The 26,031-nt window shown below is 48.1% G+C and carries 16 protein-coding genes, 17 tRNA genes and 3 rRNA genes; 7 read left to right on the top strand and 29 right to left on the bottom strand.

Features of this window, described 5'->3' with window-relative positions; genetic code table 11:
* The first annotated feature begins 2 nt into the window (after positions 1–2).
* Both V6669_RS01790 and V6669_RS01785 read left to right on the top strand, forming a co-directional pair.
* Positions 3–1,415: an N-acetylmuramoyl-L-alanine amidase family protein gene (locus V6669_RS01790; protein ID WP_338590149.1), complete on the top strand. Its 1,413-nt coding sequence runs from the start codon at positions 3–5 to the stop codon at positions 1,413–1,415.
* A gap of 34 nt (positions 1,416–1,449) precedes the next feature.
* A complete protein-coding gene (locus V6669_RS01785) occupies positions 1,450–2,010 on the top strand; it encodes a GerMN domain-containing protein (RefSeq protein ID WP_338590147.1) in 561 nt (186 codons plus the stop codon).
* Positions 2,011–2,085: 75 nt separating this feature from the next.
* On the opposite strand, the gene V6669_RS01780 is transcribed toward V6669_RS01785, so the two are convergent.
* From V6669_RS01780 to V6669_RS01765, 4 genes are all read right to left on the bottom strand, one after another.
* A complete protein-coding gene (locus tag V6669_RS01780; RefSeq protein ID WP_338590145.1) occupies positions 2,086–3,675 on the bottom strand; it encodes an MBL fold metallo-hydrolase in 1,590 nt (529 codons plus the stop codon).
* Complete coding sequence (locus tag V6669_RS01775; protein ID WP_338590143.1) at positions 3,672–5,357, bottom strand: iron ABC transporter permease; 1,686 nt, start codon at positions 5,355–5,357, stop codon at positions 3,672–3,674. Before V6669_RS01775 ends, V6669_RS01780 begins: the two co-directional genes overlap by 4 nt.
* Before the next feature lie 66 nt (positions 5,358–5,423).
* Entirely contained in the window at positions 5,424–6,497 is a 1,074-nt protein-coding gene (locus tag V6669_RS01770) for an ABC transporter substrate-binding protein (protein WP_338590141.1), read from the bottom strand.
* A 70-nt stretch (positions 6,498–6,567) separates the two neighbouring features.
* Positions 6,568–7,584: an ABC transporter ATP-binding protein gene (locus tag V6669_RS01765; protein WP_338590139.1), complete on the bottom strand. Its 1,017-nt coding sequence runs from the start codon at positions 7,582–7,584 to the stop codon at positions 6,568–6,570.
* A 354-nt stretch (positions 7,585–7,938) separates the two neighbouring features.
* Here V6669_RS01765 and V6669_RS01760 point away from each other — a divergent pair, with 354 nt between their 5' ends.
* From V6669_RS01760 to V6669_RS01745, 4 genes are all read left to right on the top strand, one after another.
* Positions 7,939–8,865 carry a LysR family transcriptional regulator gene (locus tag V6669_RS01760; RefSeq protein ID WP_338590137.1) on the top strand — a complete coding sequence of 309 codons (927 nt, stop codon included), beginning with the start codon at positions 7,939–7,941 and terminating at the stop codon, positions 8,863–8,865.
* Positions 8,866–8,993: 128 nt separating this feature from the next.
* Positions 8,994–9,854, top strand: coding sequence for a hypothetical protein (locus tag V6669_RS01755; protein WP_338590135.1), 861 nt, complete (start codon positions 8,994–8,996; stop codon positions 9,852–9,854).
* 313 nt (positions 9,855–10,167) lie between these two features.
* Positions 10,168–11,850 carry a helix-turn-helix domain-containing protein gene (locus tag V6669_RS01750; protein WP_338590133.1) on the top strand — a complete coding sequence of 561 codons (1,683 nt, stop codon included), beginning with the start codon at positions 10,168–10,170 and terminating at the stop codon, positions 11,848–11,850.
* A gap of 94 nt (positions 11,851–11,944) precedes the next feature.
* Complete coding sequence (locus tag V6669_RS01745) at positions 11,945–12,997, top strand: ABC transporter substrate-binding protein (RefSeq protein ID WP_338590131.1); 1,053 nt, start codon at positions 11,945–11,947, stop codon at positions 12,995–12,997.
* A 138-nt stretch (positions 12,998–13,135) separates the two neighbouring features.
* Here V6669_RS01745 and V6669_RS01740 read toward each other — a convergent pair whose 3' ends face one another.
* From V6669_RS01740 to V6669_RS01620, 25 genes are all read right to left on the bottom strand, one after another.
* On the bottom strand, positions 13,136–13,741 hold the full coding sequence (locus V6669_RS01740; protein WP_338590129.1) for a short chain dehydrogenase: 606 nt from the start codon (positions 13,739–13,741) through the stop codon (positions 13,136–13,138).
* A gap of 184 nt (positions 13,742–13,925) precedes the next feature.
* Positions 13,926–13,996 (bottom strand) — tRNA-Gly (locus tag V6669_RS01735).
* A gap of 12 nt (positions 13,997–14,008) precedes the next feature.
* Positions 14,009–14,082, bottom strand: a tRNA-Pro gene (locus tag V6669_RS01730).
* Positions 14,083–14,098: 16 nt separating this feature from the next.
* Positions 14,099–14,175, bottom strand: a tRNA-Arg gene (locus V6669_RS01725).
* 6 nt (positions 14,176–14,181) lie between these two features.
* Positions 14,182–14,256, bottom strand: a tRNA-Gly gene (locus tag V6669_RS01720).
* Positions 14,257–14,264: 8 nt separating this feature from the next.
* A tRNA-Leu gene (locus tag V6669_RS01715) sits at positions 14,265–14,352 on the bottom strand.
* A 9-nt stretch (positions 14,353–14,361) separates the two neighbouring features.
* Positions 14,362–14,437, bottom strand: a tRNA-Lys gene (locus V6669_RS01710).
* Positions 14,438–14,447: 10 nt separating this feature from the next.
* Positions 14,448–14,522: transfer RNA gene (locus tag V6669_RS01705), tRNA-Gln, on the bottom strand.
* An 11-nt stretch (positions 14,523–14,533) separates the two neighbouring features.
* Positions 14,534–14,609: transfer RNA gene (locus tag V6669_RS01700), tRNA-His, on the bottom strand.
* Positions 14,610–14,706: 97 nt separating this feature from the next.
* A tRNA-Thr gene (locus tag V6669_RS01695) sits at positions 14,707–14,782 on the bottom strand.
* A 22-nt stretch (positions 14,783–14,804) separates the two neighbouring features.
* Positions 14,805–14,882: transfer RNA gene (locus V6669_RS01690), tRNA-Asp, on the bottom strand.
* A gap of 27 nt (positions 14,883–14,909) precedes the next feature.
* Positions 14,910–14,983 (bottom strand) — tRNA-Met (locus V6669_RS01685).
* 16 nt (positions 14,984–14,999) lie between these two features.
* Positions 15,000–15,075 (bottom strand) — tRNA-Val (locus V6669_RS01680).
* Between the two features lie 6 nt (positions 15,076–15,081).
* Positions 15,082–15,153, bottom strand: a tRNA-Glu gene (locus V6669_RS01675).
* A 17-nt stretch (positions 15,154–15,170) separates the two neighbouring features.
* Positions 15,171–15,262, bottom strand: a tRNA-Ser gene (locus V6669_RS01670).
* 3 nt (positions 15,263–15,265) lie between these two features.
* A tRNA-Asn gene (locus V6669_RS01665) sits at positions 15,266–15,341 on the bottom strand.
* 1 nt (position 15,342) lies between these two features.
* Positions 15,343–15,418 (bottom strand) — tRNA-Ala (locus tag V6669_RS01660).
* Between the two features lie 34 nt (positions 15,419–15,452).
* Positions 15,453–15,526 (bottom strand) — tRNA-Ile (locus V6669_RS01655).
* A gap of 57 nt (positions 15,527–15,583) precedes the next feature.
* Positions 15,584–15,700: ribosomal RNA gene (gene rrf / locus V6669_RS01650) — 5S ribosomal RNA — on the bottom strand.
* 80 nt (positions 15,701–15,780) lie between these two features.
* Positions 15,781–18,706, bottom strand: a 23S ribosomal RNA gene (locus V6669_RS01645).
* A gap of 308 nt (positions 18,707–19,014) precedes the next feature.
* A 16S ribosomal RNA gene (locus tag V6669_RS01640) occupies positions 19,015–20,567 on the bottom strand.
* The 16S, 23S and 5S rRNA genes sit together here with 17 tRNA genes alongside, the layout of an rRNA operon.
* 616 nt (positions 20,568–21,183) lie before the next feature.
* The gene (gene rocF, locus V6669_RS01635; RefSeq protein WP_338590127.1) at positions 21,184–22,149 is read right to left on the bottom strand and encodes an arginase; all 966 of its coding nucleotides are present in this window, start codon (positions 22,147–22,149) and stop codon (positions 21,184–21,186) included.
* Positions 22,139–23,359 (bottom strand): ornithine--oxo-acid transaminase, encoded by a 1,221-nt coding sequence (locus V6669_RS01630; RefSeq protein ID WP_338590125.1) that lies wholly within the window; start codon positions 23,357–23,359, stop codon positions 22,139–22,141. Before V6669_RS01630 ends, rocF begins: the two co-directional genes overlap by 11 nt.
* Positions 23,360–23,500: 141 nt before the next feature.
* Positions 23,501–24,157, bottom strand: coding sequence for an amino acid ABC transporter permease (locus V6669_RS01625; RefSeq protein WP_338590123.1), 657 nt, complete (start codon positions 24,155–24,157; stop codon positions 23,501–23,503).
* Positions 24,158–24,180: 23 nt separating this feature from the next.
* A complete protein-coding gene (locus tag V6669_RS01620; protein WP_338590121.1) occupies positions 24,181–25,002 on the bottom strand; it encodes a transporter substrate-binding domain-containing protein in 822 nt (273 codons plus the stop codon).
* A 328-nt stretch (positions 25,003–25,330) separates the two neighbouring features.
* Between V6669_RS01620 and V6669_RS01615 the strand changes: the two genes are divergently transcribed.
* Positions 25,331–25,975 carry a GntR family transcriptional regulator gene (locus V6669_RS01615; RefSeq protein ID WP_338590119.1) on the top strand — a complete coding sequence of 215 codons (645 nt, stop codon included), beginning with the start codon at positions 25,331–25,333 and terminating at the stop codon, positions 25,973–25,975.
* Positions 25,976–26,031 lie beyond the last annotated feature (56 nt).

Raw genomic sequence — 26,031 nt, 5'->3', positions numbered from 1 at the left:
TAATGAAGAAAACCATTTTACTATTGTTTCTGAGCCTGTTCTTACTCGTTTTGTTCCCTAATCAGGGAAATGCCGCTGCAAGTTCGTCGAAAATCTTTATGGATGGAGAGGAATTAGTCCTCCCAAGTGATGTACAGGTGACGATTATCAATAAAAACGTGATGATCCCGATTCGTGTCGTTGCCGAAAATTTGAAATTCAAAGTTGATTGGAACCAACAAGCACGCACTGTAAAAATTCAGCAAGATCAACAGACGATTTCCCTAACCGTGGACCAAAAGCAAGCCATGGTTGCTGACAAACAAGTCACTTTGAACACAGCACCGCAAATTTTGAATAAAACGCTGGTGGTGCCCATTCGATTTGTCAGTGAACAAATGGGGCTTAAGGTAAGATGGAACAATCAAGACAAGATCGTATACTTAACAAACACCAGTAAGGGACCTGCTATCGACCCAGGCAACAGTTCTGGAAAAGGGGATTCAACGTCTACCGCTAAGGTTACCGATATCCAATTTGCTAATAATCAGCTCGTTTTATCCACCGATGGGGCCGTTCAGCCGATAGTAACGACCCTCAAGTACCCTGATCGTCTGGTTGTGGACTTGCCCGGAGCCACCTTTGGTGATATCTCCCAACCGCTGGATCAAGGACTCAATGGCAAGTTGGATGTGAGCGGTTATCCCAATGTGACAGAAGTGAGATATTCACTGTTCAAACGAGAACCGGCACAAGTTCGCATTGTCGTGGAATTGAATAATGTGAAGAATGTCCAGTACAACCACAATGTGATTGCCGACAAACTGATTATTGATCTGAATGTTGCGGGAGACAATGTCACACCTGCTCCAGTCACTCCAGTAGGCGATTCAGGACGCAAGGTCGTGGTCATCGATCCAGGACACGGTGGCAGTGACCCGGGGACGATCAGCATCACGAACAAACCCGAAAAAGAATACAACCTGGCATTGGCTCACAAAGTACAAGCCCTGTTGCTCAATGAACCCAATATCGAATTGGTGATGACTCGTGAAGGTGATACCTATCCGACCCGTCCTGAGCGTGTTCAGCTCGCCAATCAATTAAATGCAGATGTATTTGTATCTATCCATGGCAATAGTGTGAAGTCCGCCCCCCAAGCCACAGGTACAGAGACATATTATTATCAACGCAGTAATAGCAAGGAATTAGCCACTATCATTCATCAACGTTTGGTGAAAGCCATGGGTCTCAGAGATCGTGGTGTGAAAAATGGAAACTTGGAAGTGATCCGAGACACGACCATGCCTGCAGTGCTTTTGGAAGTGGGATTCTTGAGTAATGTACTCGATGAAGAACTGATGTCGTCCGAAGTTGTTCAGATGAAAGCCGCTCAAGCGATAGCCGATGGAATCAAGGAGTATTTGGGCCTATAAATCATATAATAAATCAGATAAAGGAAGTGATTCTTTGAATAAGAAGCTAGGTTGTGCACTTATATTATCATGCTTGATCCTTATCGGAGTTGGATGTGCCCAGAAGCCAGTGAGCCAATCCGGCTCAAATGAACCTGCTGTTCAGGGGGGACAGGTGCAGGCACCAAACCCATCCGAAACGGAGGTGGATCTGGGCACAATGAATACACAAGTCGTCGATGTTTATTTGGCAGATTCTCAGGTACTTGAGCTTGAGAAAACAGAGCAGGAAATTGAATACAAGGATGATTCCGAAAAATATGAAAAAACATTTGCAGCGTTGCAAACGAACACCGATTCAGAGCTTGTTTCCCTCTGGGAGCAGGTTGAATTGCTCTCTATACAATATGCTGAGGGTACAGTGACTTTGGATGTTCATATCCCCGCTGAAGCCAATCTTGGTACCAGTGGAGAATTGCTCGCATTGGAAGCTTTAACTACAACGATGTTTCAATTTGATGAAGTGAACAGCCTGGATATACTGGTGGATGGTGAAGCCGTGGATAGTTTGATGGGTCATGCCGAACTGGAACACCCTATTCATCGCGAACCCTAAAGATCACACAACAATGGAAAAAGAACGTCCCCAGGGACGTTCCAATCTGACGCATCAATTCGATTCATGCACAATTCACACATATAGCTCGTCACCAGCAGACAGTGAATGTATAACTGTTCCCGGTGACGGGCTATTTCTGAGCAAACCTTCTTTTAAACGGTCCGTCTCTGCCCGGTCAGTATGCACAAGGACCGTATGCCTTGCTGGAACCTGATGCAGCATCCGTTCAACATCCTTCCAGCCCTGATGCACTTTATAACGTATTTTCCGCACCACACACACTCCATACTTGTCAGGAACCCGTAGCAGCTTATCACCAAATGTACCATGAGCAACATGCCCGGTGAGCAGAATCAGATTCTCCTCCCTGTCCGATAATTGACTATAATACCAACGGGCAAGCGAGGACTGCATCATGCCGTCCGGAATGAACCATAGCGAAGCAGCATGATGTTCCAACAGCTGTTCCCGCTCTTGGGTGGTCGTAGGCAGATCCCATCCTCGTCCAGTCAGAAAGCCATCAATTTTGTCTTTCAACGAACTTCCGATGACATGCTCTCCCTTCTCCCTCAACCAATACGGAACATGCATAAGCTGCTTCATGCCGTCTACCAGCCCGTGTTCCACTACGATTGGGATAGCCGGGAATTGTTGCTGTGCCCACAGTATGATCTCCTGTCCACGACCTACGACAGGCATGGGTAAGAGCACCTTTCCGCCTTGAGCAATCGTCTGGCGAATGGCTCGTTCAAGCTGTTCCAGTTTGTCGGCCTGTGTATCCTGGTCCGTACCGTAGGCCGCATCAACGATCGCCAGATCCACTAGCCCGACGGAAGATATTGGCGCAGCGTCTGCTACGTTTGCTCTGTCTGCTCTGTCTGCTCCATCTGCTCCGTTGGATGTGAAATTTCTCTGCTTCATGGGTATCTCCATGGATACAAGTGTTCTTGACGATGCCTCTGATGCAACAGATGTATGATCTTGTGACGTTATGAATTCTCCAGCCTTTTGCCCACTGTTTATGGCGATTAGTTCCTCTGTACCCCACCGTTCGCTGCTCGGAGCATCGAACACAGGATTCTCACGAAGCATGTTTGTCTGCCAGAACGCCTCCGCTGGACAATCCTCCTGTAAAAGCAGCGATTCGGACGTGTAGTCCCCGGAATAGAAAATCCGCTTACCTTCCATTTCAACCCCAAACCACACCGATCCAGCCAGATGTCCACTCCGGCCCCACATCACTTTTACTTCTGGAAAAGGTTCAAACCAGGTTTGGGATACGACCTCATCTTCCAGATACCGATAACGAATAGCCTGCTCATCTACTTCATCATAAGGAAGTTCTTCGCCTATACGCTCTACAAACCTACGCCAGTTGGCAAAATACGTACGCAGCTGCGCCCTCGTCTCTCTCGTCGTCCACACTTCACCCTGGTAGCCCATCTTATACAGCAAAGGGATGGCGACCGAATGATCCTCATGGGCGTGGGACAAGAGGACCGCGTCCAGTTGTGGGACAATCTCCGGATCGATCAGCGGATACTGGCCTTTGCCTTCTTTTTTCACACCACAATCCAGCAAAAGCCGAAACCGGCTCCCGCTCAGGAGATAGGCGGAACGTCCATGTTCCCCTGCGCCGCCCCATACGTTCAGTTTGATCATGATGCATTCCACTTTCTCTTTGAATTCAGCATTTCGATTCCAAGCAGCATGAACACCGTCATACCTACTGTCACGACGGCCATCGCCATGCCGAGGGATACCTGACCTTGCTCAAACTGGGCAAAAATATACGTAGCGGACGTCTGCATCGATGGCGGAAGAATCAATAACGAACCTACCAACTCCCGGGTAGCAATCGTAAAGGTCATCATCCATCCGGCCAGCATGCCGGGTAGGATCAGCGGGATCAGGATTCGCCGCAGAATATACAGCGGTTTCCCGCCAAACACTTGCCCAGCCTGGAACAACGTTCCGTCAATCTGGGTAAAGCTCGATTTTACATACTGCACGGTGTAAGGCAAGAAGAGAACAACGTACGTGAGCACAACCATGCCGTAGGTGTTATACAACGTGACTGGCATCCAGGGTGAGTTCCAGAAGAGAATCAGACCCACGACCATCACGATGCCCGGCACCGTATTAGGCAACAGACTGAACAAGTCAATCACACGCTGCATGAATGAAGATGATCTGCCGATCGCGAGTGCAAACCCAGTACCGATAATAACAGCAACGGTTGAAGCCGCGAGGGATAATCCCAGACTGTTCCCGATAGCCTTCATACTCACCGATCCCCAAGATAACAGCTCCTTGTAATGATCCAAGGTCAGATTATCAAAAGCAATTCCTGATCCCCGTAACTTCATGGTCGAAGCGGCGATGATGGAGAAATACGGGATACCTATCGACAGGATCAACAGGATTGCAAGATACGCCCCACACAACCATCCTGCTCCGCCACGAAGAGAATATCGCTTTGAACGTTGCCCTTTGCCACCAACCAGACGATACGTGAACTTTCGACTCATCGCAGACTGCATGTACCACATCACCAGACAGACGGACAGCAGCACCGATGCCAGCGAAGTCGCCTTGCCGAAGTCAATCGGCCAACTGGAGATGTACTTATGAATTTCGGAGGTCATGACATAATAGCCAATCTTGCGCCCGAAGGTTGCCGGTGTTCCGAATTCCGCAATCGTTTTGACAAAGACCAGCATGATCCCCATGCCGTAAGACGACAACAATAAGGGTAAAATAATGCGTCTGAAACGGCACCCTGCACGCGCACCGTGCACGGCTCCCGCTTCTTCCAGATTGCCACCGATGCGGATCAATGCATCTCGAAGCAGCAGATACAGGAACGGGAACAGGTGCAAGCTCATGATGAGCACCATGCCCCAGAAGCTGAAGAACAGCTCACTCCAGCCCGCAGATGATGGCACCCATTGCTGAAGGTATCCCCCTTTTTGCATAAACAGAATCCAGCCCATCGAGCCGATATACGGCGGGGTCATGAACGGAATCATCAGGATTACATCGACCCAGCGATACTCACCCATCCGAGTCTTCGCCATCATCCAGGCTAGCGGCAGCGCCAGCAGTGTGGTTACCGCTACAACGCAGATGCCAAGCCAGACGGAGTTCAGCAATACACCTGATAGATGATGACCTGTAATCGTGCGAATCGGAGCCATCCAGTCCCATTGCCCGTCCGGATACACACTTTGCCAGAAGATCAGCAAGAGCGGCACGCCAATACTTATGGTCAGCAGAAAGAGGGCCAGAATCACGCCCACTCTCCGAAAAATTCGGTTGTTGTCCAATACAACAGGTTTCACTACGTTCACCTCACATGACTTTCCACAGACAGCAGGTATTCCTTTTGCCTAGTTGTCTCTATCCTATTATTTAAAAGTTTCGGAAAAACGCGCCGCTGTCTCTTCGCCATGTTCGCTCATCCAGTTCCAATCCACTTTAAGTTGTGGAATATCCTTCACATTGGCACGGTTAGTCGCTTCAATGTCTTCGCGGCCCGGGATCAGATAAGCATCTGCAACCAGCTTCTGTGCTTCATCGGACAACAAGTAGTCAATGAACGCTTTGGCATTCTCTACATTTGGACTGGATTTCAGAATCGCTGCTGGTCTTGGGCTGATTACCGTGCCTTCCTCAGGGTATACGATATCCAGTGGTTCGCCTTTTGCCTTAGAGGAATACGCCATGTAGTCCACACCTGCTGCTACGATGCTTTTGGCACCCGTAATGACTGGATCAAGTGCTTCCTGATTGGCGCCTGCCATCGCTACACCATTGGCTTTGTAGGCACTCAGCAGATCCCATCCTTTTTCACCATTTGCACTCAGGTATCCAGTGATAAAGTCGAGTGCTGAACCTGATAATGTAGGGTCGGGAATGTTCACTGCATCTTTCCACGCAGGCGTAGCCAGCTCTGCCCAACTTGTTGGTGGTGTAGATACCAGTTTGGTGTTATACACAATACCCAGTGCGGAAGCACTGCTGCTGAAATAGTTGCCCTCTGCATCCGACCAATCCTTGTTCAGCTTGTCTGCATTGGCTGCTTCAGGGTAAGGCATGGTCAGTCCGTCTGCTTTCAAAGCCTGTGCTGAAGGCAGCGAGGCTAGAATTACAACGTCTGCAACCGGATTGGACTTCTCTGCTTCCATACGAGCCAGAATTTTGCCTGTCGTTCCCTGGAACATCTCGACTTCAATTCCCGTTTTGTCCGTAAATCCACTCACGATGTTATCCGCCAGCTTCTGTGGGCCAGCACTGTACAAAACCAGCTTGCCGCCAGCCGGTTTCGTTGTTTCCGCCGCTGCTGCTGTGTTTCCTTCACCCGCGGGTTGTGCCGCGTTGCCTGTGGTCGAGTTCCCTGTACTACATCCGAACAAACTGATACTCATGACCGCTGTTAATAACAGCATTGCGCTCTTTTTCCGTGTTTTCATATTCAACATATTCGTCCATCTCCCCTGGTTTCTTATAAAATGTGTACTCCTGCTTCCAACTGCGTGCTTGTTCAACAATTTAATATGCCACTGCGATCGCTTCGTTCTGCTTCATACTCGGGTGGTCATAACCGTCCATTCGGCATATCCGCTCGGGGGCTACATGAAGCTGAACCCGCTCTCCCACACGCACTCTTTGGTTCATATAGGCTGTCCATACGCCCAGCCCTTCCATCTGCACCCGTACTTCATAACGCTCACCTACATAGCTGACACTAAGTACCGTCCCTGGATAACACAGATCATCATGACCTGTTTTGTTCCAAGTGACATGTTCTGGACGCACCATCGATTGATTAGGCGTGAGCCAGTTGGACTTTCCGATAAACGAAGCGACATACGGATCACTTGGTGCCGAGTAGATCGTTTCCGGGCTTCCCTTTTGCAATATCCGCCCCTTCTGCATCACCACAATCTCATCCGACATCGACATCGCCTCAATCTGATCATGTGTGACGTACAGCGCAGTCAGTCCCATATCCCGAACCAAGGACATCATCTCAATCCGCATCTCTTCCCGAAGTACAGCATCCAGTGCACTCAGTGGTTCATCGAATAGGATCACACCAGGTCTGACCGCTACGGCTCTGGCAAAAGCAACCCGTTGCTGCTGTCCACCAGACAGCTGATGAGGATATCGATCTTCCATGCCTTGCAGGCGAACCATGCCAAGCGCCTCGTTCACCTTTTGCCGGAGATCAGATTTCTGTTTTCCGGCCTTCAGGCCAAATGCTACATTTTCGTATACAGTCATATGCGGCCATAATGCAAAATCCTGAAACACCATGCCCAGATTACGCTTGTGTGTTGGTATATCAATCCGCTTCGCCGCAGAGTAGATACACTGACCATCTGCACGAATCTCCCCCGCGTCCGGCTGTTCCAGCCCGGCCAACATACGGAGCAGTGTTGTTTTGCCACAGCCTGATGGGCCGAGCAGTGTCGTGAACTTTCCATGTTCAAGCGTTAGATCTGTCGGCAGCAGCGCGGGTGTTTGATTAAATGATTTTTGAATTCCTGTCATCTCTAATTTCATAAGCATCCCTGCCTGTCTTCTGTTACTTGATCTCTTGCACTGTTCTCAGTCTAACGTCCGCTTTCGCGAGTTGTATGTCTTGTATGTAAAATTGGAATTAACTTTTTAGATGAATTCTGTTGATGTTCATAGATTAAATCTATAGTAGGTGAACTAATCATTTGCACGATAACGGAGAGGACAGAAAAAACCTGAAAAAGCGGAGCGTTCGCCTTTATCACCGGATTTTCCTTTGAGAAAGGGAATCAAAAAAATCTGGGGATAACAGCGATTGGAAGGTTGTTCTGTCATCGTAGTGTCTGTGTAAATCTTTAGTTCAATTTATATAGTAGAAGTGAGAGGAGTGTCGGGACATTGAATCTGATCAAATTGCAAATTGTTGAGCTGATCGACAAGCATCATCACATGACAAGCGTGGCCGAGTTACTGGGAATCAAACAACCGACCGTTACATTTCATATGAAGTCATTGGAGGAAGAGATGGGTGTGCGATTATTTGAATCACGCAGCGGGAAGACTTTTTTAACCGAGGCCGGACAAGCTCTGCTCCACTATTCCGTCAAAATCAATGCTCTTACCCAAGAGGCACGGCGGGTTGTGAAGGAATATGACAGTCTCTATCGGGGCACCCTGCACATTGGGGCAAGCTATGTACCGGCTACATATTTGCTTCCCACCATACTCAATACCTTTTCGCAGGAATTCCCGGGCATTCGTATCGTCTTATCCGTCAAACCATCACCTGTTATTCGCGAGATGTTGATTCGACATCAGATTGATCTGGGGGTGATCTCTTCCGAGCCATTTGTTGGACCCGCACTGCAAGCTGAGACGTTGTGTGAAGACGACCTGGTATTGATCTGTTCTCCGCAACATGGGTTGGCCCAGAAGGATGCATTAACCCCTGATCATATCGCGCAGATTCCTTTTGCCTTACACGGCAATGAATCCAGTACTCGTCGGTTAACCAACCAATGGCTCGCGCAACATGATATACGTTTGCGGAGCACGGTGGAGATGGATTCTCTAGAAGCGATCAAACAGCTGGTGTTAATCGGGGGGCATGTCTCATTCATGTCTCGGATGGCGGTACAGTGGGAGGAACAGCACGGGCTCATTCAAGTTCTTCCCATTCCGGGAGAGCAAGCGCCGCGCCATATCTATACGGTACATAACAAGGACCGCCACCCTTCAGTTCAGGTAAACCGCTTCAAAGAAGTCCTACGAGAGGTGAGTCACGGCTCCCCCCTTTCTATGGCTGATTGCCTTGATCCGCTATAAACTATCGTTTGCCATTCATCAAATCTATGCAGGGTTAACGCAATGTGCGCTCCCCGTTAATCGCTTTCAGATACTCGGGCGATAAAGTGGGATCTGTACGTTAATCCAGATTAGGAGAGTGATTGGTTTTGAAAAAGTGGAAAAAGGTAACCGCCTCATTGATGCTAAGCATCGTAACATTGGGAAGTGGAATGACATTTCTGGGAGCACCCCAGGCTTCAGCTGCTGCCAATGCCGTTCCTGCTTATGAAGTGAAGTTTCTGGCCAAGCCGGAACTGGTTTTGAATACAGATGGGACACCACGCAGTGAAGTGATTCAGACACTCGGCCTGAGTTCCACGCCAAGAAACATTAACGTAGAGTACTTCGACACCAATGCTCTCGGATTGGATCAACAAGGATGGAACGTTCGTTTTCGCAAAAAGGATGACAAGAATAACTACGAATTGACTTATAAAAAACGCTACCCTGTGATCAATGGCGATATCAACGCAGCGCTGACTCTGGCTAACCAAGAGGGTTTTGATAAATCAGATGATAACTACGAGGCTGAAATTGATTGGGGATACGGCAAACAGACACTAAGCTTCTCCAATACTAAAAAAGTCGATACCAAAACGACAGGTGTTCAACTTCCTTCGCAGCAAGAAGCCTTGAACATGTTACTGGACAAGCTTCCGGGCAAATTGAAAAACTGGACTTCCTCCAACTGGGGCAAGCAGCAACTGACTCAATCCCGTGCATATGGTCCGATAACGTTCCAACGATATGAAGGTACATGGAATGGTCAAGAGCTTACACTCGAAGTATGGCCGATCCGTGACGCAGCAGGTACAGGTATTGAGAATATCGTAGAGATTTCTTTCAAAACCGATGATGCTGTAGCCGTATCCGGACTGCGTACCCAACTGCTGCAATTGCTGGAGAACAACAACTGGCTGATTCCTGCAGATGGCTTGAAAACACAGACGATTCTGGAAAGATACTAATCGCTAGATCTAACACAAAAGACAAGTTCCTCTTCCTGCGGACATCGTAGGAGAGGGCTTGTCTTTTTTGCGTAGTGAATTAATGAATGCCCTGGATTATATATATCGTGTAATTCCATGCTTTAACAAAACATCTATCTGCCTACCTTCTGTAACAAACTTGAAGCCCTGAAACCACCTTTGTATTCTCTTCGCTATTTCATTTCATATTATCATATGGACTTCTTATTTGTATGACAATATGCGATGATTGATAATGATTCTCAAATACATCATATGTAATGTTACTATTGCAAGTTAAGGAGGGATTCTGGTGACTTTGCAAGTCTTTCCACTGATATCTAACGGTGAACATACCCGTGACCTATATGCAAGATTCAAGACATCCGAAGTTCTAGATCAAGCGTCTTTTCTTCCCCCATTCGTATTAACGGACTCACATCTTCTGCTCATCTGTACTGGTGGTGAGGCCGATATCCGTATTGGGCACAGGCTGAATCATGCCACACTCGGCAAAATGTATCTGATCCTGCCAGGAACAGCGATAGAATATACACCGGATGAGGTTCATCCTTTACAGGGCATCGCGATATATTTTGATATGTTGAAGCCTCTCTCCGAAATCAATAAAGCTACTTCCGGCTCTACTGTAATGGAGATTTACCAAAAAGGGTTACTTCGTTCGTCTTATGCCGATGAATTACCGCATGAACTTTTTCAGGAATGTACCAGAATTGCCTCACAGCTCCATGAATGCATCTCTGTACCTCAAGAAAATCGTCCATTTCGTATTCAGACTTTGATGCATGAATTGTTGACCCATGTGTATGCTCCTCCCAAAGAAAGTACAGTAGGAGATTCCGAACACACCTCTGCTTTGGATCAAACGCTTGAACTTATTGAGCTTGGATATGCTGAGCATCTTTCTCGTGAAGTTCTTGCCGGTGTGGCAGGCATGAGTGTATGGCACTATTCACGGGTATTTAAAAACCGCACTGGCATCAGTCCCATGGAGTACGTGAATAACATCCGCATGGACAGGGCCAAAGAGATGCTGCTCGTCCCCGGCCAAACTATCAAACATATCGCCTCACAGGTTGGTTTTCAGGACGAGTTTTACTTTAGTCGTAAATTCAAAAAATATGTTGGTGTGTCTCCCTCTACCTATCAACGGCAGAAACGCAGTAAAATTGCTGCTCTCTCCTTCGGAACCACTGGCCATCTGCTGGCATTACAGATCATCCCGCATGCGGCATTGATTGATAATCGACGGGATCAACATAGGAATCTGTTTTTCTCCAATATCCCTTATCATCTGGGACGTAGCAAACGCATGAATCCTCATATCTGGCAAACCAACGTTGAGTTGTTGATGCAAGCGAGCCCGGATCTCATACTCTGTAATGAGTACGAAGCCCATACGTTAAAAAGAACGCTGCAGCGAATTGCTCCTACCATCGTTATCCCCTGGAAAGGATTGAGCTGGCGCGAACACTTCGTACAAGTTGCCTCCATTGTGGGACAGCAACAGGATGCTCAGCAGTGGTTGGAGCAGTATGATGACAAGGTAATCCATGCCAAAGAGCAGCTTACTCATTTCATCGGTAAGGATACGGTCTCCATCATTCATATCATGATGGGTCATCTGTTAATCTACGGGCGACGCAATGGGGGCGCTGTTCTATATAACGACCTGGGCGTGTCCCCTTCATACGATCTGCTTCCAGGGCAAGTCTATCGTGCATTGGATGAACAGGAGTTGCCTCAAATGGTTGGAGATCGCATGTTACTGATTGTGGACCAGGACTCAGAATCCCAGCAACGTTGGCATAAACTACAACATACTCAGCTATGGCAACAATTGATGCCCGTGCAGAACCAGCATGTATATCTGCTAGATGAAATGCCTTGGTTGGATTATTCACCATATGCCCATGATCAAATTATTGATGAAACCCTGAAACTTTTTGGTGGTACTCAGCACATTAATCCATGACCGGATAGCACAGAAGGCTATGTCTCCCCCAACATGAGACCGCTACAATATAAAGTGTACTGAGAATCAATATCATTAGAAACACAGGGGGATTATGATGTACAAACAGCATTATGTCAAAATAACGGGGATCCTGTTCATACTCGCCATGTTACTTGTTGCGTGTGGACAGACACCTGCAAGCACTTCGCAGCCATCTGCAGATGGCGTAAAATCAGCTGCGGGGACAGATGGGGACTCATCCACTGAATCAACTACTAAAACCGTGGAGAGCGCCAGTGGCAGCAAAGAAATCCCAGCACATCCCGAACGGATTGTGTCCATTAATATGGAGGACATTCTCCTCTCCTTGGAGGTACCACTGGTACTTGCTACACCTATTGGCCGGCAAGATTACCTGAATGAGCAACTTGAAGCCCAAGGCGTGGCTGTCGAACCCATTAATGAAAGTGTCAATTTTGAAGCTGTAGTCAGCGCCAATCCGGACCTCATTATTGCCAATGCCAGTTTGGATGCCAAAATTCTCGAACAACTTGAGAAAATCGCGCCTACGATCACTTATGATCGCCGTAATTGGCAGGAATCTATCGTACAGGTAGCTACTGCATTGGATATTGAAAAGCGGGCTGAACAGCTTTTACAAAAAAATAAAGATCAGGTAACTGAAGCTCAGAAACTCGCAGCCGATATCACCAAGACCAAACCAACAGCTGCATTCCTGCGCCTGGAAGAGAAAGATATGCGTTTGTTCTTCTCGTCCATTCCATCTACGCCATTCCCAGCTTCTAGTTATGTAGGAGCGGGCTATGAAATTGGATTCACTCCCGATGCTCTCGTTACCAAACTCGAGGCTGAGAATCCAGATCGGATGAATGCCAGTATCTCGGTTGAGCTTTTGCCTGAAATCAAAGCAGACTATCTGTTCATTGTGTCCATTAGCTCAGATGGATCAGCTGAAGCTTTGCAAAAAACAAAAGATGAACTCAACGAAATCCAGCAACTCCAAGTATGGAAAAGCCTACCCGCTGTTCAAAATGGTCATGTCTATGTCCTCAATGCTAAGAAATGGCTTATTGACGGCCCCATTGCCGAATCGCTCAAACGTAATGAAATGCTCGAAGTTCTTGGACTACCTGCTTCACAATAGTAAACATACCTCTGTTTCATCCACAACAAACAAAAGGAGATTCACCGGATTTTCGGTGGATCTCCTTTATATTTAATATTCCAAATGGTCTCATCCAGCAGTTCTTCATTCCAGTAATTCTTCATTCACATCAGGCTTTTAATATATTTTAAAGTTTTGGGCTGTTTCGATCCCAAGTGCACTCTGGATAAACGTATTAGCCACTTTCTCTACAGGTACAGGATTAAATCCAATAAAGAAATCCTTATATTTCTCCGCCGACTCTACAAACAAGTTAGGACTAACTGAGTTCAAACGGATGCCTCTTGGTAACTCAAACGCTGCCGCTTTGGCAAACGAATCAATAGCCCCATTGACCATAGCACTTGATGCGCCTTTCTCAATAGGGTGGTCTTGTATTATGCCACTGACCAACGTGAAACTCCCCTTGTCATTAATATAGTGCTGACCAATCAACACGATATTAACCTGTCCTAGCAGTTTACCCTGCACACTAATCATATTGTTCTCAGGTGTAAGTTCTTCGAGTTTCGCATAATGGGTCTGACCTGCCGCCACAATGACGTAATCAATATTACTCACCGTTTCAAAGAGGGTAGTAATACTCTCTGTCGAAGTCATATCCACCTGAACATCCCCGGATTGTCTACCTGCTGTAATAACCTCAACGGAATAATCTCTCAGTTTCGCAACAACAGCTTTACCTAGCGTTCCGTTTCCACCAATGACCAGAGCTCTTTTCATTACTGTTTGTCCTCCTTTATAAATAAACACGGTAAATCAGATACGAATTGTTCTATTTATTAAAACAAAGATTCCATCCTTAATCAAATGACAATTGACTCTATTTTAAAAGGAATCCACTTATTCTTTTTAACGCAAAAAAAGCCCTTGCTATAAGCAAAGGCTTTTCTGTATGTTACTCGGAAGCGGGTGATGGGAATCGAACCCACGCTATTAGCTTGGAAGGCTAAAGTTCTACCATTGAACTACACCCGCAAAATAAAAAAATCGGGATGACACGATTTGAACATGCGACCCCCTGGTCCCAAACCAGGTGCTCTACCAAGCTGAGCTACATCCCGATACTTATGAGAATAATGGCGCGCCCTGAGAGATTCGAACTCCCGGCCTTTTGATTCGTAGTCAAACGCTCTATCCAGCTGAGCTAAGGGCGCAAATATTGGAGCGGAAGACGGGAATCGAACCCGCGACCCTCGCCTTGGCAAGGCGATGCTCTACCGCTGAGCCACTTCCGCAAAACATATGGTGCGGTCGAGAGGACTCGAACCTCCACGGGGGGTTAGCCCACACGGACCTGAACCGTGCGCGTCTGCCAATTCCGCCACGACCGCAAAATATAATGGTGAGTCATGAAGGGCTCGAACCTTCGACACCCTGATTAAAAGTCAGGTGCTCTACCAACTGAGCTAATGACTCATAAATGAAATGGCTGGGGATATAGGATTTGAACCTATGCATGACGGAGTCAAAGTCCGTTGCCTTACCGCTTGGCTAATCCCCATTAAAAAATCATGGGGCGATCGAGGGGAATTGAACCCCCGAATGCCGGATCCACAAACCGGTGCGTTAACCACTTCGCCACGATCGCCATAGAGTAAGCCATTCATCCACTAAGAGAATCTTAGTATTAGCAACTGTATTTATAATATACATTCTATCACAAATCCAGATGTAAATACTAAAAATGGTGCCGGCGAGAGGACTTGAACCCCCAACCTACTGATTACAAGTCAGTTGCTCTACCAGTTGAGCTACACCGGCACGGTGTATATTTAATTAAAAATGGCGGAACCGACGGGATTCGAACCCGCGATCTCCTGCGTGACAGGCAGGCATGTTAGGCCAACTACACCACGGTTCCAGATCACTTTCTCAAAAGAAAGTATAATTGCGGGGGCAGGATTTGAACCTGCGGCCTTCGGGTTATGAGCCCGACGAGCTACCGGGCTGCTCCACCCCGCGTCGTTATAAAGTTATATGGTGGAGGCTGAGGGGATCGAACCCCCGACCCTCTGCTTGTAAGGCAGATGCTCTCCCAGCTGAGCTAAGCCTCCGTAATATGACCCGTAGGGGATTCGAACCCCTGTTACCTCCGTGAAAGGGAGGTGTCTTAACCCCTTGACCAACGGGCCTTGCTAAAAAAATTATCTGGCGGAGAGAGAGGGATTCGAACCCTCGAGACGCTTGTGACGCCTACACGATTTCCAATCGTGCTCCTTCGGCCAGCTCGGACACCTCTCCATATGGCTCCCCGAACAGGGCTCGAACCTGTGACAACTCGATTAACAGTCGAGTGCTCTACCAACTGAGCTATCAGGGAATGGTGGAGCCAAGCGGGATCGAACCGCTGACCTCCTGCTTGCAAGGCAGGCGCTCTCCCAGCTGAGCTATGGCCCCATACACTGTGTATTTCTTTGTTGTGGTCTTGCTATGGGCCCTGGTGGACTCGAACCACCGGCCTCACCCTTATCAGAGGTGCGCTCTAACCAACTGAGCTAAGGGCCCTTATATATCCCTTATTCCTTGGCAAGGGGGGCAAAAAAAATACCCCAAAGGGAAATCGCTTGGCGGCGTCCTACTCTCCCAGGACCCTGCGGTCCAAGTACCATCGGCGCTAGAGGGCTTAACGGTCGTGTTCGGGATGGGTACGTGTGGAACCCCTCCGCCATCGCCACCAAACGCATAGCTTAGCTTACATTTCAGAGATCGTTCTCTGAAAACTAGATTCGAAACGAAAGTGTGCGAATTAAAACTTGCTATTGGATAAGCCCTCGACCGATTAGTACTGGTCAGCTCCATGCATTGCTGCACTTCCACCCCCAGCCTATCTACCTCGTCGTCTTCAAGGGGTCTTACATACTGGGAAATCTCATCTTGAGGGGGGCTTCACGCTTAGATGCTTTCAGCGTTTATCCCGTCCGTACATAGCTACCCAGCGGTGCTCCTGGCGGAACAACTGGTACACCAGCGGTACGTCCATCCCGGTCCTCTCGTACTAAGGACAGCTCCTCTCAAATTTCCTACGCCCACGACAGATAGGGACCGAACTGTCTCACGACGTTCTGAACCCAGCTCGCGTACCGCTTTAATGGGCGAACAGCCCAACCCTTGGGACCTACTTCAGCCCCAGGATGCGATGAGCCGACATCGAGGTGCCAAACCTCCCCGTCGATGTGGACTCTTGGGGGAGATAAGCCTGTTATCCCCAGGGTAGCTTTTATCCGTTGAGCGATGGCCCTTCCATGCGGTACCACCGGATCACTAAGCCCGACTTTCGTCCCTGCTCGACTTGTAGGTCTCGCAGTCAAGCTCCCTTATGCCTTTGCACTCTTCGAATGATTTCCAACCATTCTGAGGGAACCTTTGGGCGCCTCCGTTACTCTTTAGGAGGCGACCGCCCCAGTCAAACTGCCCACCTGACACTGTCCCCGCACCGGATTACGGTACCAGGTTAGAACCTAGATACGATCAGGGTGGTATCCCAACGTTGCCTCCACAGAAGCTTGCGCTCCTGCTTCAAAGGCTCCCACCTATCCTGTACAGATCGTACCCAAATTCAATATCAAGCTGCAGTAAAGCTCCATGGGGTCTTTCCGTCTTGTCGCGGGTAACCTGCATCTTCACAGGTATTAAAATTTCACCGGATCTCTCGTTGAGACAGCGCCCAAGTCGTTACGCCATTCGTGCGGGTCAGAATTTACCTGACAAGGAATTTCGCTACCTTAGGACCGTTATAGTTACGGCCGCCGTTTACTGGGGCTTCGGTTCACAGCTTCGGATTGCTCCTAACCACTCCCCTTAACCTTCCAGCACCGGGCAGGCGTCAGCCCGTATACTTCGCCTTACGGCTTCGCACAGACCTGTGTTTTTGCTAAACAGTCGCTTGGGCCTTTTCACTGCGGCCCCCTCGTGCTATTCACACTACCGGGGCACCCCTTCTCCCGAAGTTACGGGGTCATTTTGCCGAGTTCCTTAACGAGAGTTCTTCCGCGCGCCTTAGAATACTCTTCTCGCCTACCTGTGTCGGTTTGCGGTACGGGCACCTTCACCTGGCTAGAGGCTTTTCTTGGCAGTGTGAGATCATGACCTTCGCTACTATAATTTTCGCTCCCCATCACAGCTTAGCCTTACAATGTGCGGATTTGCCTACACATCAGCCTTACTGCTTAGACGGACATCCATCAGTCCGCGTCACTACCCTACTGCGTCCCCCCATTGCTCATAACGGCTTACGGTGGTACAGGAATTTCGACCTGTTGTCCTTCGACTACGCCTTTCGGCCTCGCCTTAGGTCCCGACTTACCCTGAGCGGACGAGCCTTCCTCAGGAACCCTTAGGCTTTCGGCGGATCAGATTCTCACTGATCTTTTCGTTACTCATACCGGCATTCTCACTTGTATAATGTCCAGCGCTCCTTACGGTACACCTTCAACCCTTATACAACGCTCCCCTACCCCTGATGCAAAGCATCAAGCCATAGCTTCGGTGGTGTGTTTAGCCCCGTTACATTTTCGGCGCAGAGTCACTCGACCAGTGAGCTATTACGCACTCTTTCAATGGTGGCTGCTTCTAAGCCAACATCCTGGTTGTCTGTGCAACTCCACATCCTTTCCCACTTAACACACACTTGGGGACCTTAGCTGATGGTCTGGGCTGTTTCCCTTTTGACAATGGATCTTAGCACTCACTGTCTGACTCCCGGAAGTAAGTCTATGGCATTCGGAGTTTGACTGAGCTTGGTAACCCTTGCGGGCCCCGCACCCAATCAGTGCTCTACCTCCACGACTCTGTTTTCCGAGGCTAGCCCTAAAGCTATTTCGGGGAGAACCAGCTATCTCCGAGTTCGATTGGAATTTCTCCGCTACCCCCACCTCATCCCCGCATTTTTCAACATGCGTGGGTTCGGGCCTCCAGTGCGTGTTACCGCACCTTCACCCTGGACAGGGGTAGATCACCCGGTTTCGGGTCTACGTCCACGTACTAAGTCGCCCTATTCAGACTCGCTTTCGCTGCGGCTCCGGCTCTTCACCTTAACCTTGCACGGGAACGTAACTCGCCGGTTCATTCTACAAAAGGCACGCCATCACCCCTAAAACGGGCTCTGACTTTTTGTAAGCACACGGTTTCAGGTTCTATTTCACTCCCCTTCCGGGGTGCTTTTCACCTTTCCCTCACGGTACTGCTTCACTATCGGTCGCTAGGAAGTATTTAGCCTTGGCAGATGGTCCTGCCGGATTCATACGGGGTTTCACGTGCCCCGCACTACTCGGGATCCGTCTCGGAGGGAACAGACTTTCAACTACAGGGCTTTTACCTTCTTTGGCGGGCCTTTCCAGACCTCTTCGCTTAACCGGTTCCTTTGTAACTCCATGTGAGACGTCCCACAACCCCAAAGAGCAAGCTCTCTGGTTTGGGCTTCTCCGCGTTCGCTCGCCGCTACTGACGGAATCACTATTGTTTTCTCTTCCTCAGGGTACTTAGATGTTTCAGTTCCCCTGGTATGCCTCTACATAACCTATGTATTCAGTTATGAGTAACTGGAAATTACCCCAGCTGGGTTTCCCCATTCGGACACCCCCGGATCAAAGCTTGCTTACAGCTCCCCGAGGCAGTTTCGTTGTTCGCCACGTCCTTCATCGGCTCCTAGCGCCTAGGCATCCTCCGTGTGCTCTTAGTAGCTTAACCTCGTGCTCCGGTTTCGACTGCTCGCTTCCCTTGTTTTGCTTGCGCAAAGCCAAAAGTCGCTCCCATTCGATACCATCGTACGTGCAATCTACCGTTTTTATTGAAACTTGTTTAACACAAGTTCAGCTAAAAAGGAATGTTCTAATTCGCGTTTGTTTCGTTTCGATATCTAGTTTTCAAAGAACAAGCTCCATGCAAAAGCAAGCTGTTTGAGAGTTTGAGCTCTCAAAACCGAACAACGAGTGAGTAGTTTGTGCAGCTAAGCTGCTTATTTGAATGTTTCCGTTGCAGGAAACGATTCTCCATAGAAAGGAGGTGATCCAGCCGCACCTTCCGATACGGCTACCTTGTTACGACTTCACCCCAATCATCTATCCCACCTTCGGCGGCTGGCTCCTTGCGGTTACCCCACCGACTTCGGGTGTTATAAACTCTCGTGGTGTGACGGGCGGTGTGTACAAGACCCGGGAACGTATTCACCGCGGCATGCTGATCCGCGATTACTAGCAATTCCGACTTCATGCAGGCGAGTTGCAGCCTGCAATCCGAACTGAGACCGGCTTTGTTGGGATTGGCTCCATCTCGCGATTTCGCAGCCCGTTGTACCGGCCATTGTAGTACGTGTGTAGCCCAGGTCATAAGGGGCATGATGATTTGACGTCATCCCCACCTTCCTCCGGTTTGTCACCGGCAGTCTATCTAGAGTGCCCACCCGAAGTGCTGGCAACTAAATATAAGGGTTGCGCTCGTTGCGGGACTTAACCCAACATCTCACGACACGAGCTGACGACAACCATGCACCACCTGTCTTGAATGTTCCGAAGAAAAGGTACATCTCTGCACCGGTCATTCAGATGTCAAGACCTGGTAAGGTTCTTCGCGTTGCTTCGAATTAAACCACATACTCCACTGCTTGTGCGGGTCCCCGTCAATTCCTTTGAGTTTCAGTCTTGCGACCGTACTCCCCAGGCGGAGTGCTTAATGTGTTAACTTCGGCACCAAGGGTATCGAAACCCCTAACACCTAGCACTCATCGTTTACGGCGTGGACTACCAGGGTATCTAATCCTGTTTGCTCCCCACGCTTTCGCGCCTCAGCGTCAGTTACAGCCCAGAGAGTCGCCTTCGCCACTGGTGTTCCTCCACATATCTACGCATTTCACCGCTACACGTGGAATTCCACTCTCCTCTTCTGCACTCAAGTCACCCAGTTTCCAGTGCGATCCGGGGTTGAGCCCCGGGATTAAACACCAGACTTAAATGACCGCCTGCGCGCGCTTTACGCCCAATAATTCCGGACAACGCTTGCCCCCTACGTATTACCGCGGCTGCTGGCACGTAGTTAGCCGGGGCTTTCTTCTCAGGTACCGTCACCTTGAGAGCAGTTACTCTCCCAAGCGTTCTTCCCTGGCAACAGAGCTTTACGATCCGAAAACCTTCATCACTCACGCGGCATTGCTCCGTCAGGCTTTCGCCCATTGCGGAAGATTCCCTACTGCTGCCTCCCGTAGGAGTCTGGGCCGTGTCTCAGTCCCAGTGTGGCCGATCACCCTCTCAGGTCGGCTACGCATCGTCGCCTTGGTGAGCCGTTACCCCACCAACTAGCTAATGCGCCGCAGGCCCATCCCCAAGTGACAGATTGCTCCGTCTTTCCAGTTTCCTTCAGGCGAAGAAAACAACTATTCGGTATTAGCTACCGTTTCCGGTAGTTGTCCCAAACTTGAGGGCAGGTTGCCTACGTGTTACTCACCCGTCCGCCGCTAACCATCAGAGAAGCAAGCTTCTCATCAAGTCCGCTCGACTTGCATGTATTAGGCATGCCGCCAGCGTTCGTCCTGAGCCAGGATCAAACTCTCCAATAAAGTATTGAAAAGAGCGATAAGCTCATTTTGAATCTGACGAGATTAAAAATCTCATTTGTGCTCCAGTCGATCCAAGCCAAGGCCCGTCTCAACTTTCGCGTTCATTCTGCAAGCAGAATGTTTACTCACTCGTTGTTCAGTTTTCAAAGATCAAACTTGTTTTTGTTACCGAATGTCGTTCTCTTCAGCAACTCTTATATAATATCATGTCCGAACCAACTTTGCAAGCTCTTTTTTTAAGTTTCTTTCGAAGCTTATTTCATTTGCTTGCCGCACCGTGTAAACCGTGTTTTCTTGGCCGGAATTAGAATATATCATGTACAGATTTCAATTGCAAGTCTTTTTTTAAAAAATGATAATCACCCACAACATCGGTACCATATGTAATCTGACGCTCCTGTACATACAAATAACTCTCAGCACCCCTATTACATTGCTTCTAATATACACATCCATTAAACATAACCAGGGAAGTCACTTCCACTGCGATTGCAGTGAACAATTTCTTGTGACTAGCCCCGGGTTTATCGGGATCTCAGTTTTCTTTCCTTCTATAATAGATAAGAAAGTATATTCCTTGGGCACAGCTTGCACACTCCGCTTCACTTCTCAGTGCTTACAATATGCGCTTACCAAGTAACGAAGCGATCAGTTCCACACCAAGCCTTGCCGTATGTCTATTATGATCAAACAACGGATTCACCTCAACCAGTTCCATCGACGTAACTTGATTTGTGGAAGCAAGTATCTCCAATGCGTAATGTGCCTCTCGGTAATTCAAACCACCCGGTACTGGGGTGCCTACACCCGGAGCTTCCCGCGGATCCAGACAATCCATGTCAAAACTGACATGAATACCATCTGTCCCTTTTCCCGCTGTAGCTACTGCTTGCTCAATAACTTGCTGTATTCCCATACGGTCAATATCATGCATCGTAAATGCTCGGATTCCCAGTCCCTTAATCTGCTCTTTCTCATACTCATCCAAATCACGCAGACCAATATAGACCAAGTTGGACGGATCAATAAACGCGCCTGCTCCAGCAATGTGTGACAGATTGAATGCAGTATGCCCCAAGGATGCAGCCACGCTCATCCCATGCATATTACCGGATAAGCTACGTTCTTCCGTATTCAAGTCTGCATGCGCATCAAACCAGATCACACCCAAATTCGAATAATGCGCTGTTAGCCCGGCAAAAGTACCAATCGCCACACTATGATCTCCCCCAAGCACAAGTGGAAAAGCCCCCTCCTCTACTGCGCCTGATACTTCACTACACACCTTCTGACTGACCTGACGTACCTCATTTAAATGTTTTACACGATTTCGCTCAATAGTGGCAGCCGGTTCAGAAGGACAATCTACCCGCACTTCTTTGGAAAGTACTAGCCCAAGACTCGCAATCTCCCGCTTCAGTCCAGCTGTAATCAATTCATCAGGCCCCAACTCTGCTCCACCTCTTGCTCCACCGAGTCCAAAAGGAACCTTAATGATAGCAATATTACGTCGCACAGATGGTTGACTTGTATCAATAGAAGTATCTTTTATTCCACCATGTACATCATCATCATTTTTCATCTAGGTCAGCTCCCTCATTGTTGATCAACACCTGCTCAATTCTCTCCAGTGCCCAGTCAATCTCGGAATCTTTAATCGTCAGTGGTGGAGCAAACCGAATGATCGTTTCATGGGTTTCTTTACATAGCAAACCAGCAGACATCAATCGCTCACAATAGGGACGTGCTGATTCATGCAGCTCAACACCAATAAATAACCCTCTGCCCCGAACTTCCCGTATGGCTGAACTGCGAATATCTCGAAGTCTTTTCATAAAATAGTTCCCCAGACGCTCCGATCGCTCGGCAAGCTTCTCATCTTCAAGAACTTTCAGAGCTGCTATAGCCACGGCGCAGGCGAGTGGGTTACCCCCAAACGTAGAACCATGAGACCCCGGCTCAAACAAATCAAGTATCTCCGCATCAGCAGCGATAGCCGAGATGGGCATGACTCCTCCCCCCAGCGCTTTGCCCATAATCCAGATATCTGGTTCAACCCCTTCCCAGTCGGAGGCAAAACGGCGACCCGTTCTTCCAAATCCGGTCTGGATCTCATCAGCTACAGTCAACACCTGCTGGCTCTTACACAGAGCAAAGGCTTTAGCCAAATATCCATCAGGCGGGATAACGATTCCAGCTTCGCCCTGAATAGGCTCTACAAGAAAACCAGCCGTATTTGGCGTAATGGCCTGCTTCAGCGCTTCAATGTCTCCATAGGGAATAATCCGGAATCCAGGTGTGAACGGTCCAAAATCTTTTTTATACTCCGCTGAGGAAGAAAAGGATGTAACCGTCAGAGTTCTTCCATGAAAGTTACCAGAGCATACGATAATTTCGGCTTGATTTTCCGGTACACCTTTTCGACGATAAGCCCACCTGCGTACCGCCTTCACGGCAGTCTCCACCGCTTCTGCTCCTGTATTCATGGCGAGAATCTTCGATTTCCCCGTGAATTGTGAGAGTTTTTGATAAAAAAGAGAAGCGGAGCTGCTATGGAATGCCCGTGATGTCAGCGTAACCTGATCTGCCTGATCCTTGAGCGCCTGTATGATCACAGGATGTCTATGACCATGATTCAATGCAGAGTATGCACTTAACATATCCATATAACGGCGGCCTTCAGGGTCTTCCACCCATACCCCTTCCGCCTGTTCAATAACAATAGGGAGCGGATGATAATTAGGTGCAGCATAACGCTCCGACCAATCCATTAACATTTTGGAATCTGACATACACACCCAACACCTTTCCAAAATATTGTATACAAAATACAATAACAATGTATGCGATGCCATCGCCATTTACGACTACATCCCTCTTTTTCCACTCCAGCCTAATCCAAGCCTTTCTCGAATCCAATCCTTTATCCATAGTTAGCGAGAAGTAGAAAGTCTACGTTCCAACCAAGAGAGTAAATTAGCCAGTGTAAATGTAATTATAAAATAGAGGCCAGCGGCAACAAGCAGCGGAGCAAGCGGCTGGAACGTAACACCCTGAATTGTTCTGGCCGTGTATATAATCTCGGCTATGCCGATCATGGAGACAAGCGAAGAATCTTTAATGATAATAATGAATTCATTACCGATGGCTGGAAGCATGTTACGAAAAGCCTGCGGCAGTATAATATAGCGAAGTGTCATACCATGTGTCATACCAAGGGAGCGCGAAGCCTCGGTCTGTCCTTTATCAATCGCTTGAATCCCGGCCCTAAACACCTCCGCCATATAAGCGGAGCTGTTCATCGTGAGAGCTACCACCCCCGACATAAATGCCGGCAAGTTCACACCTACAACCGTCAGACCATAATGAATAATAAGAATCTGTACGAGCATCGGTGTTCCTCGAATGAGTTCAATATACGCCGATGCCACAAATTTAATTGGCCATATTCGGGATATTCGCATTAATGCCATGATCACACCAAGTAACGTACCAAACAATACACCGAAGAAGGAAAGTTCAAGCGTGACCCACGCACTTCGTGCATAATCCTGCCAATGTTCTAATAGAAAGGAAAAATCTAAATTCACGGCATATCCCTCACTCGTCCGGTTTATTCGCCGAGCATCTCATTCGCTTCAACGACGAACCGTTGAATATCTCCGTTCGTTTTGAGCTTTTCCAATGTAGTGTTGATCTGATCCAGCAGCTTCTGATTACCTTTCTTCACCGCGATGACCGAACCACCCTCATCTTCAGCCTGTTCAATCTCTACATCCGCAACAACAAGCCCCTCTTGGTTCTTCACATACTGTTCAGCCACCGGCTTCTCCAGGATGAGTGCGTCTACCCGCCCCGTCTGCAACTCCAGAATCAGTTCAGGTATTTTGGCCAGAGAAGTGAGCTTTGCTCCCTCTATTTCCTGAGCGATGCCTTCCTGAATGGAACTCTTTTGTACGCCAACCTGCTTGCCTGATAGATCATCTATGGACTTTAATGCCGCACCTTCCCCTCCTCTAACAAGGACAGCCTGTTCTGCATAATAGTAAATATCCGTAAAATCAACGTTCTTCTTTCGTTCCTCGGTAGGGGTTAAGCCTGATATTACAAAATCAACCTTATCGGTACCGAGAGCCATAAGAAGGCCATCAAAGTCCATGTCCTCAATCTTCAGCTCGGCTCCCAGATCAGCCGCAATCGCTTTGGCAATCTCGATGTCAAAACCTACGATAGTATCTTTACCATCAATTTTCTTATGAAATTCATAGGGTGCATAGTCCGCACTCGTTCCAAGTACAATTACTTCCTTTTCCTCAGAGCTACTACCCGAAGACGAAGTAGCATCCGATTCGGTTCCTGTCGTTTTTTCCTGACCACATGCGGACATGATTACAACGATTAACAACAGCATCATTGGCAACAATACTTTTCTCACACAGCATACCCCTATTCTTTTTTTAGACTGAGTAGCATAATGATAAATTTGTATACAATATACATAAGACAATATATGGACTTATATGTAAGTAATACTAACAAACATTCTGATTTATCACAATCATTTTTTTAAACAATTATACACTATAATTCCATAAAATGTGCTATATATAACACGGCATTTACATCGGCTGAAACATGAAGTTTGCTTGCCCAACTTCCCCCTCGGTGTTAAGATGATAAAAACTTGAAACGCCTGAACGGCGCGTACAGTACGGCCTTACACCCAACTATTTATTCACTATACATAGAAAGGAGGATTCGGTATGGAGGTACCCAAATACCGGTCCTTGAAAGATCACGTATACGATTACATTGCCCAGAAGATTCAGGACGGGACGTTACTTCCCAACCAGAAGATCAACGAGGCCGAAATATGCAAAAAGCTGGACATCAGTCGCACGCCTACTCGGGAGGCCCTTTTCCAGCTGGCTTCAGACAATCTGCTGCAATACATCCCACGCAGGGGATTTATTGTCACTCCTTTTGATGCAGGCAAAAAACTGGAGTTCTCCCAAGCGATCGGTGTGCTGGAGGCACTTGCTGCCACACTTGCAGCAGACCATCTCAGACCATCTGAACTTTTGGAGATGGAAACTCTCGTTGTCCGAATGGACGAAGATATCAGCCAACTTGATCTTGCTGCCTACAACAAGAACCAATATCAGTTCCATAATCTGTACATTCAGCGATGTGGTAACGCCACAGTCATTGAGATGTTAAACACATTGAAGAACAGTTTCATCCGGCAGTCGTATGTTAGTGATAATAAACCAAAGCTATCTGAGGTACTGCTCGAAGTTAATGAAGAGCACCGGCAAATTTTAAGTGCTTTTCGAGCTAAGGATAAGAGCCAACTGGAAGCCCTGCTCAAACACCACTGGCGGATTATCGACAACGATATGCTGTAGTACGTTCTGTCGAAACAAACTAAAGGCAACCCACACGATTGTGTGAGTTGCCTTTT

The sequence above is a fragment of the Paenibacillus sp. Y5S-9 genome, from assembly GCF_036894235.1.
In the GTDB taxonomy this organism is placed as follows: domain Bacteria; phylum Bacillota; class Bacilli; order Paenibacillales; family Paenibacillaceae; genus Paenibacillus.
Note: the sequence above shows the minus strand (reverse complement) of the source record. Positions and strands in the feature narration are given on the sequence as shown.

Coding starts and splice junctions, on each gene's coding strand:
- V6669_RS01780 (WP_338590145.1), bottom strand. CDS start 3,675: ATGATCAAACTGAACGTATGGGGCGGCGCAGGGGAACATGGACGTTCC.
- V6669_RS01740 (WP_338590129.1), bottom strand. CDS start 13,741: ATGAAAAGAGCTCTGGTCATTGGTGGAAACGGAACGCTAGGTAAAGCT.
- V6669_RS01790 (WP_338590149.1), top strand. CDS start 3: ATGAAGAAAACCATTTTACTATTGTTTCTGAGCCTGTTCTTACTCGTT.
- rocF (WP_338590127.1), bottom strand. CDS start 22,149: ATGAAAAATGATGATGATGTACATGGTGGAATAAAAGATACTTCTATT.
- V6669_RS01765 (WP_338590139.1), bottom strand. CDS start 7,584: ATGAAATTAGAGATGACAGGAATTCAAAAATCATTTAATCAAACACCC.
- V6669_RS01770 (WP_338590141.1), bottom strand. CDS start 6,497: ATGTTGAATATGAAAACACGGAAAAAGAGCGCAATGCTGTTATTAACA.
- V6669_RS01615 (WP_338590119.1), top strand. CDS start 25,331: ATGGAGGTACCCAAATACCGGTCCTTGAAAGATCACGTATACGATTAC.
- V6669_RS01745 (WP_338590131.1), top strand. CDS start 11,945: ATGATGTACAAACAGCATTATGTCAAAATAACGGGGATCCTGTTCATA.
- V6669_RS01630 (WP_338590125.1), bottom strand. CDS start 23,359: ATGTCAGATTCCAAAATGTTAATGGATTGGTCGGAGCGTTATGCTGCA.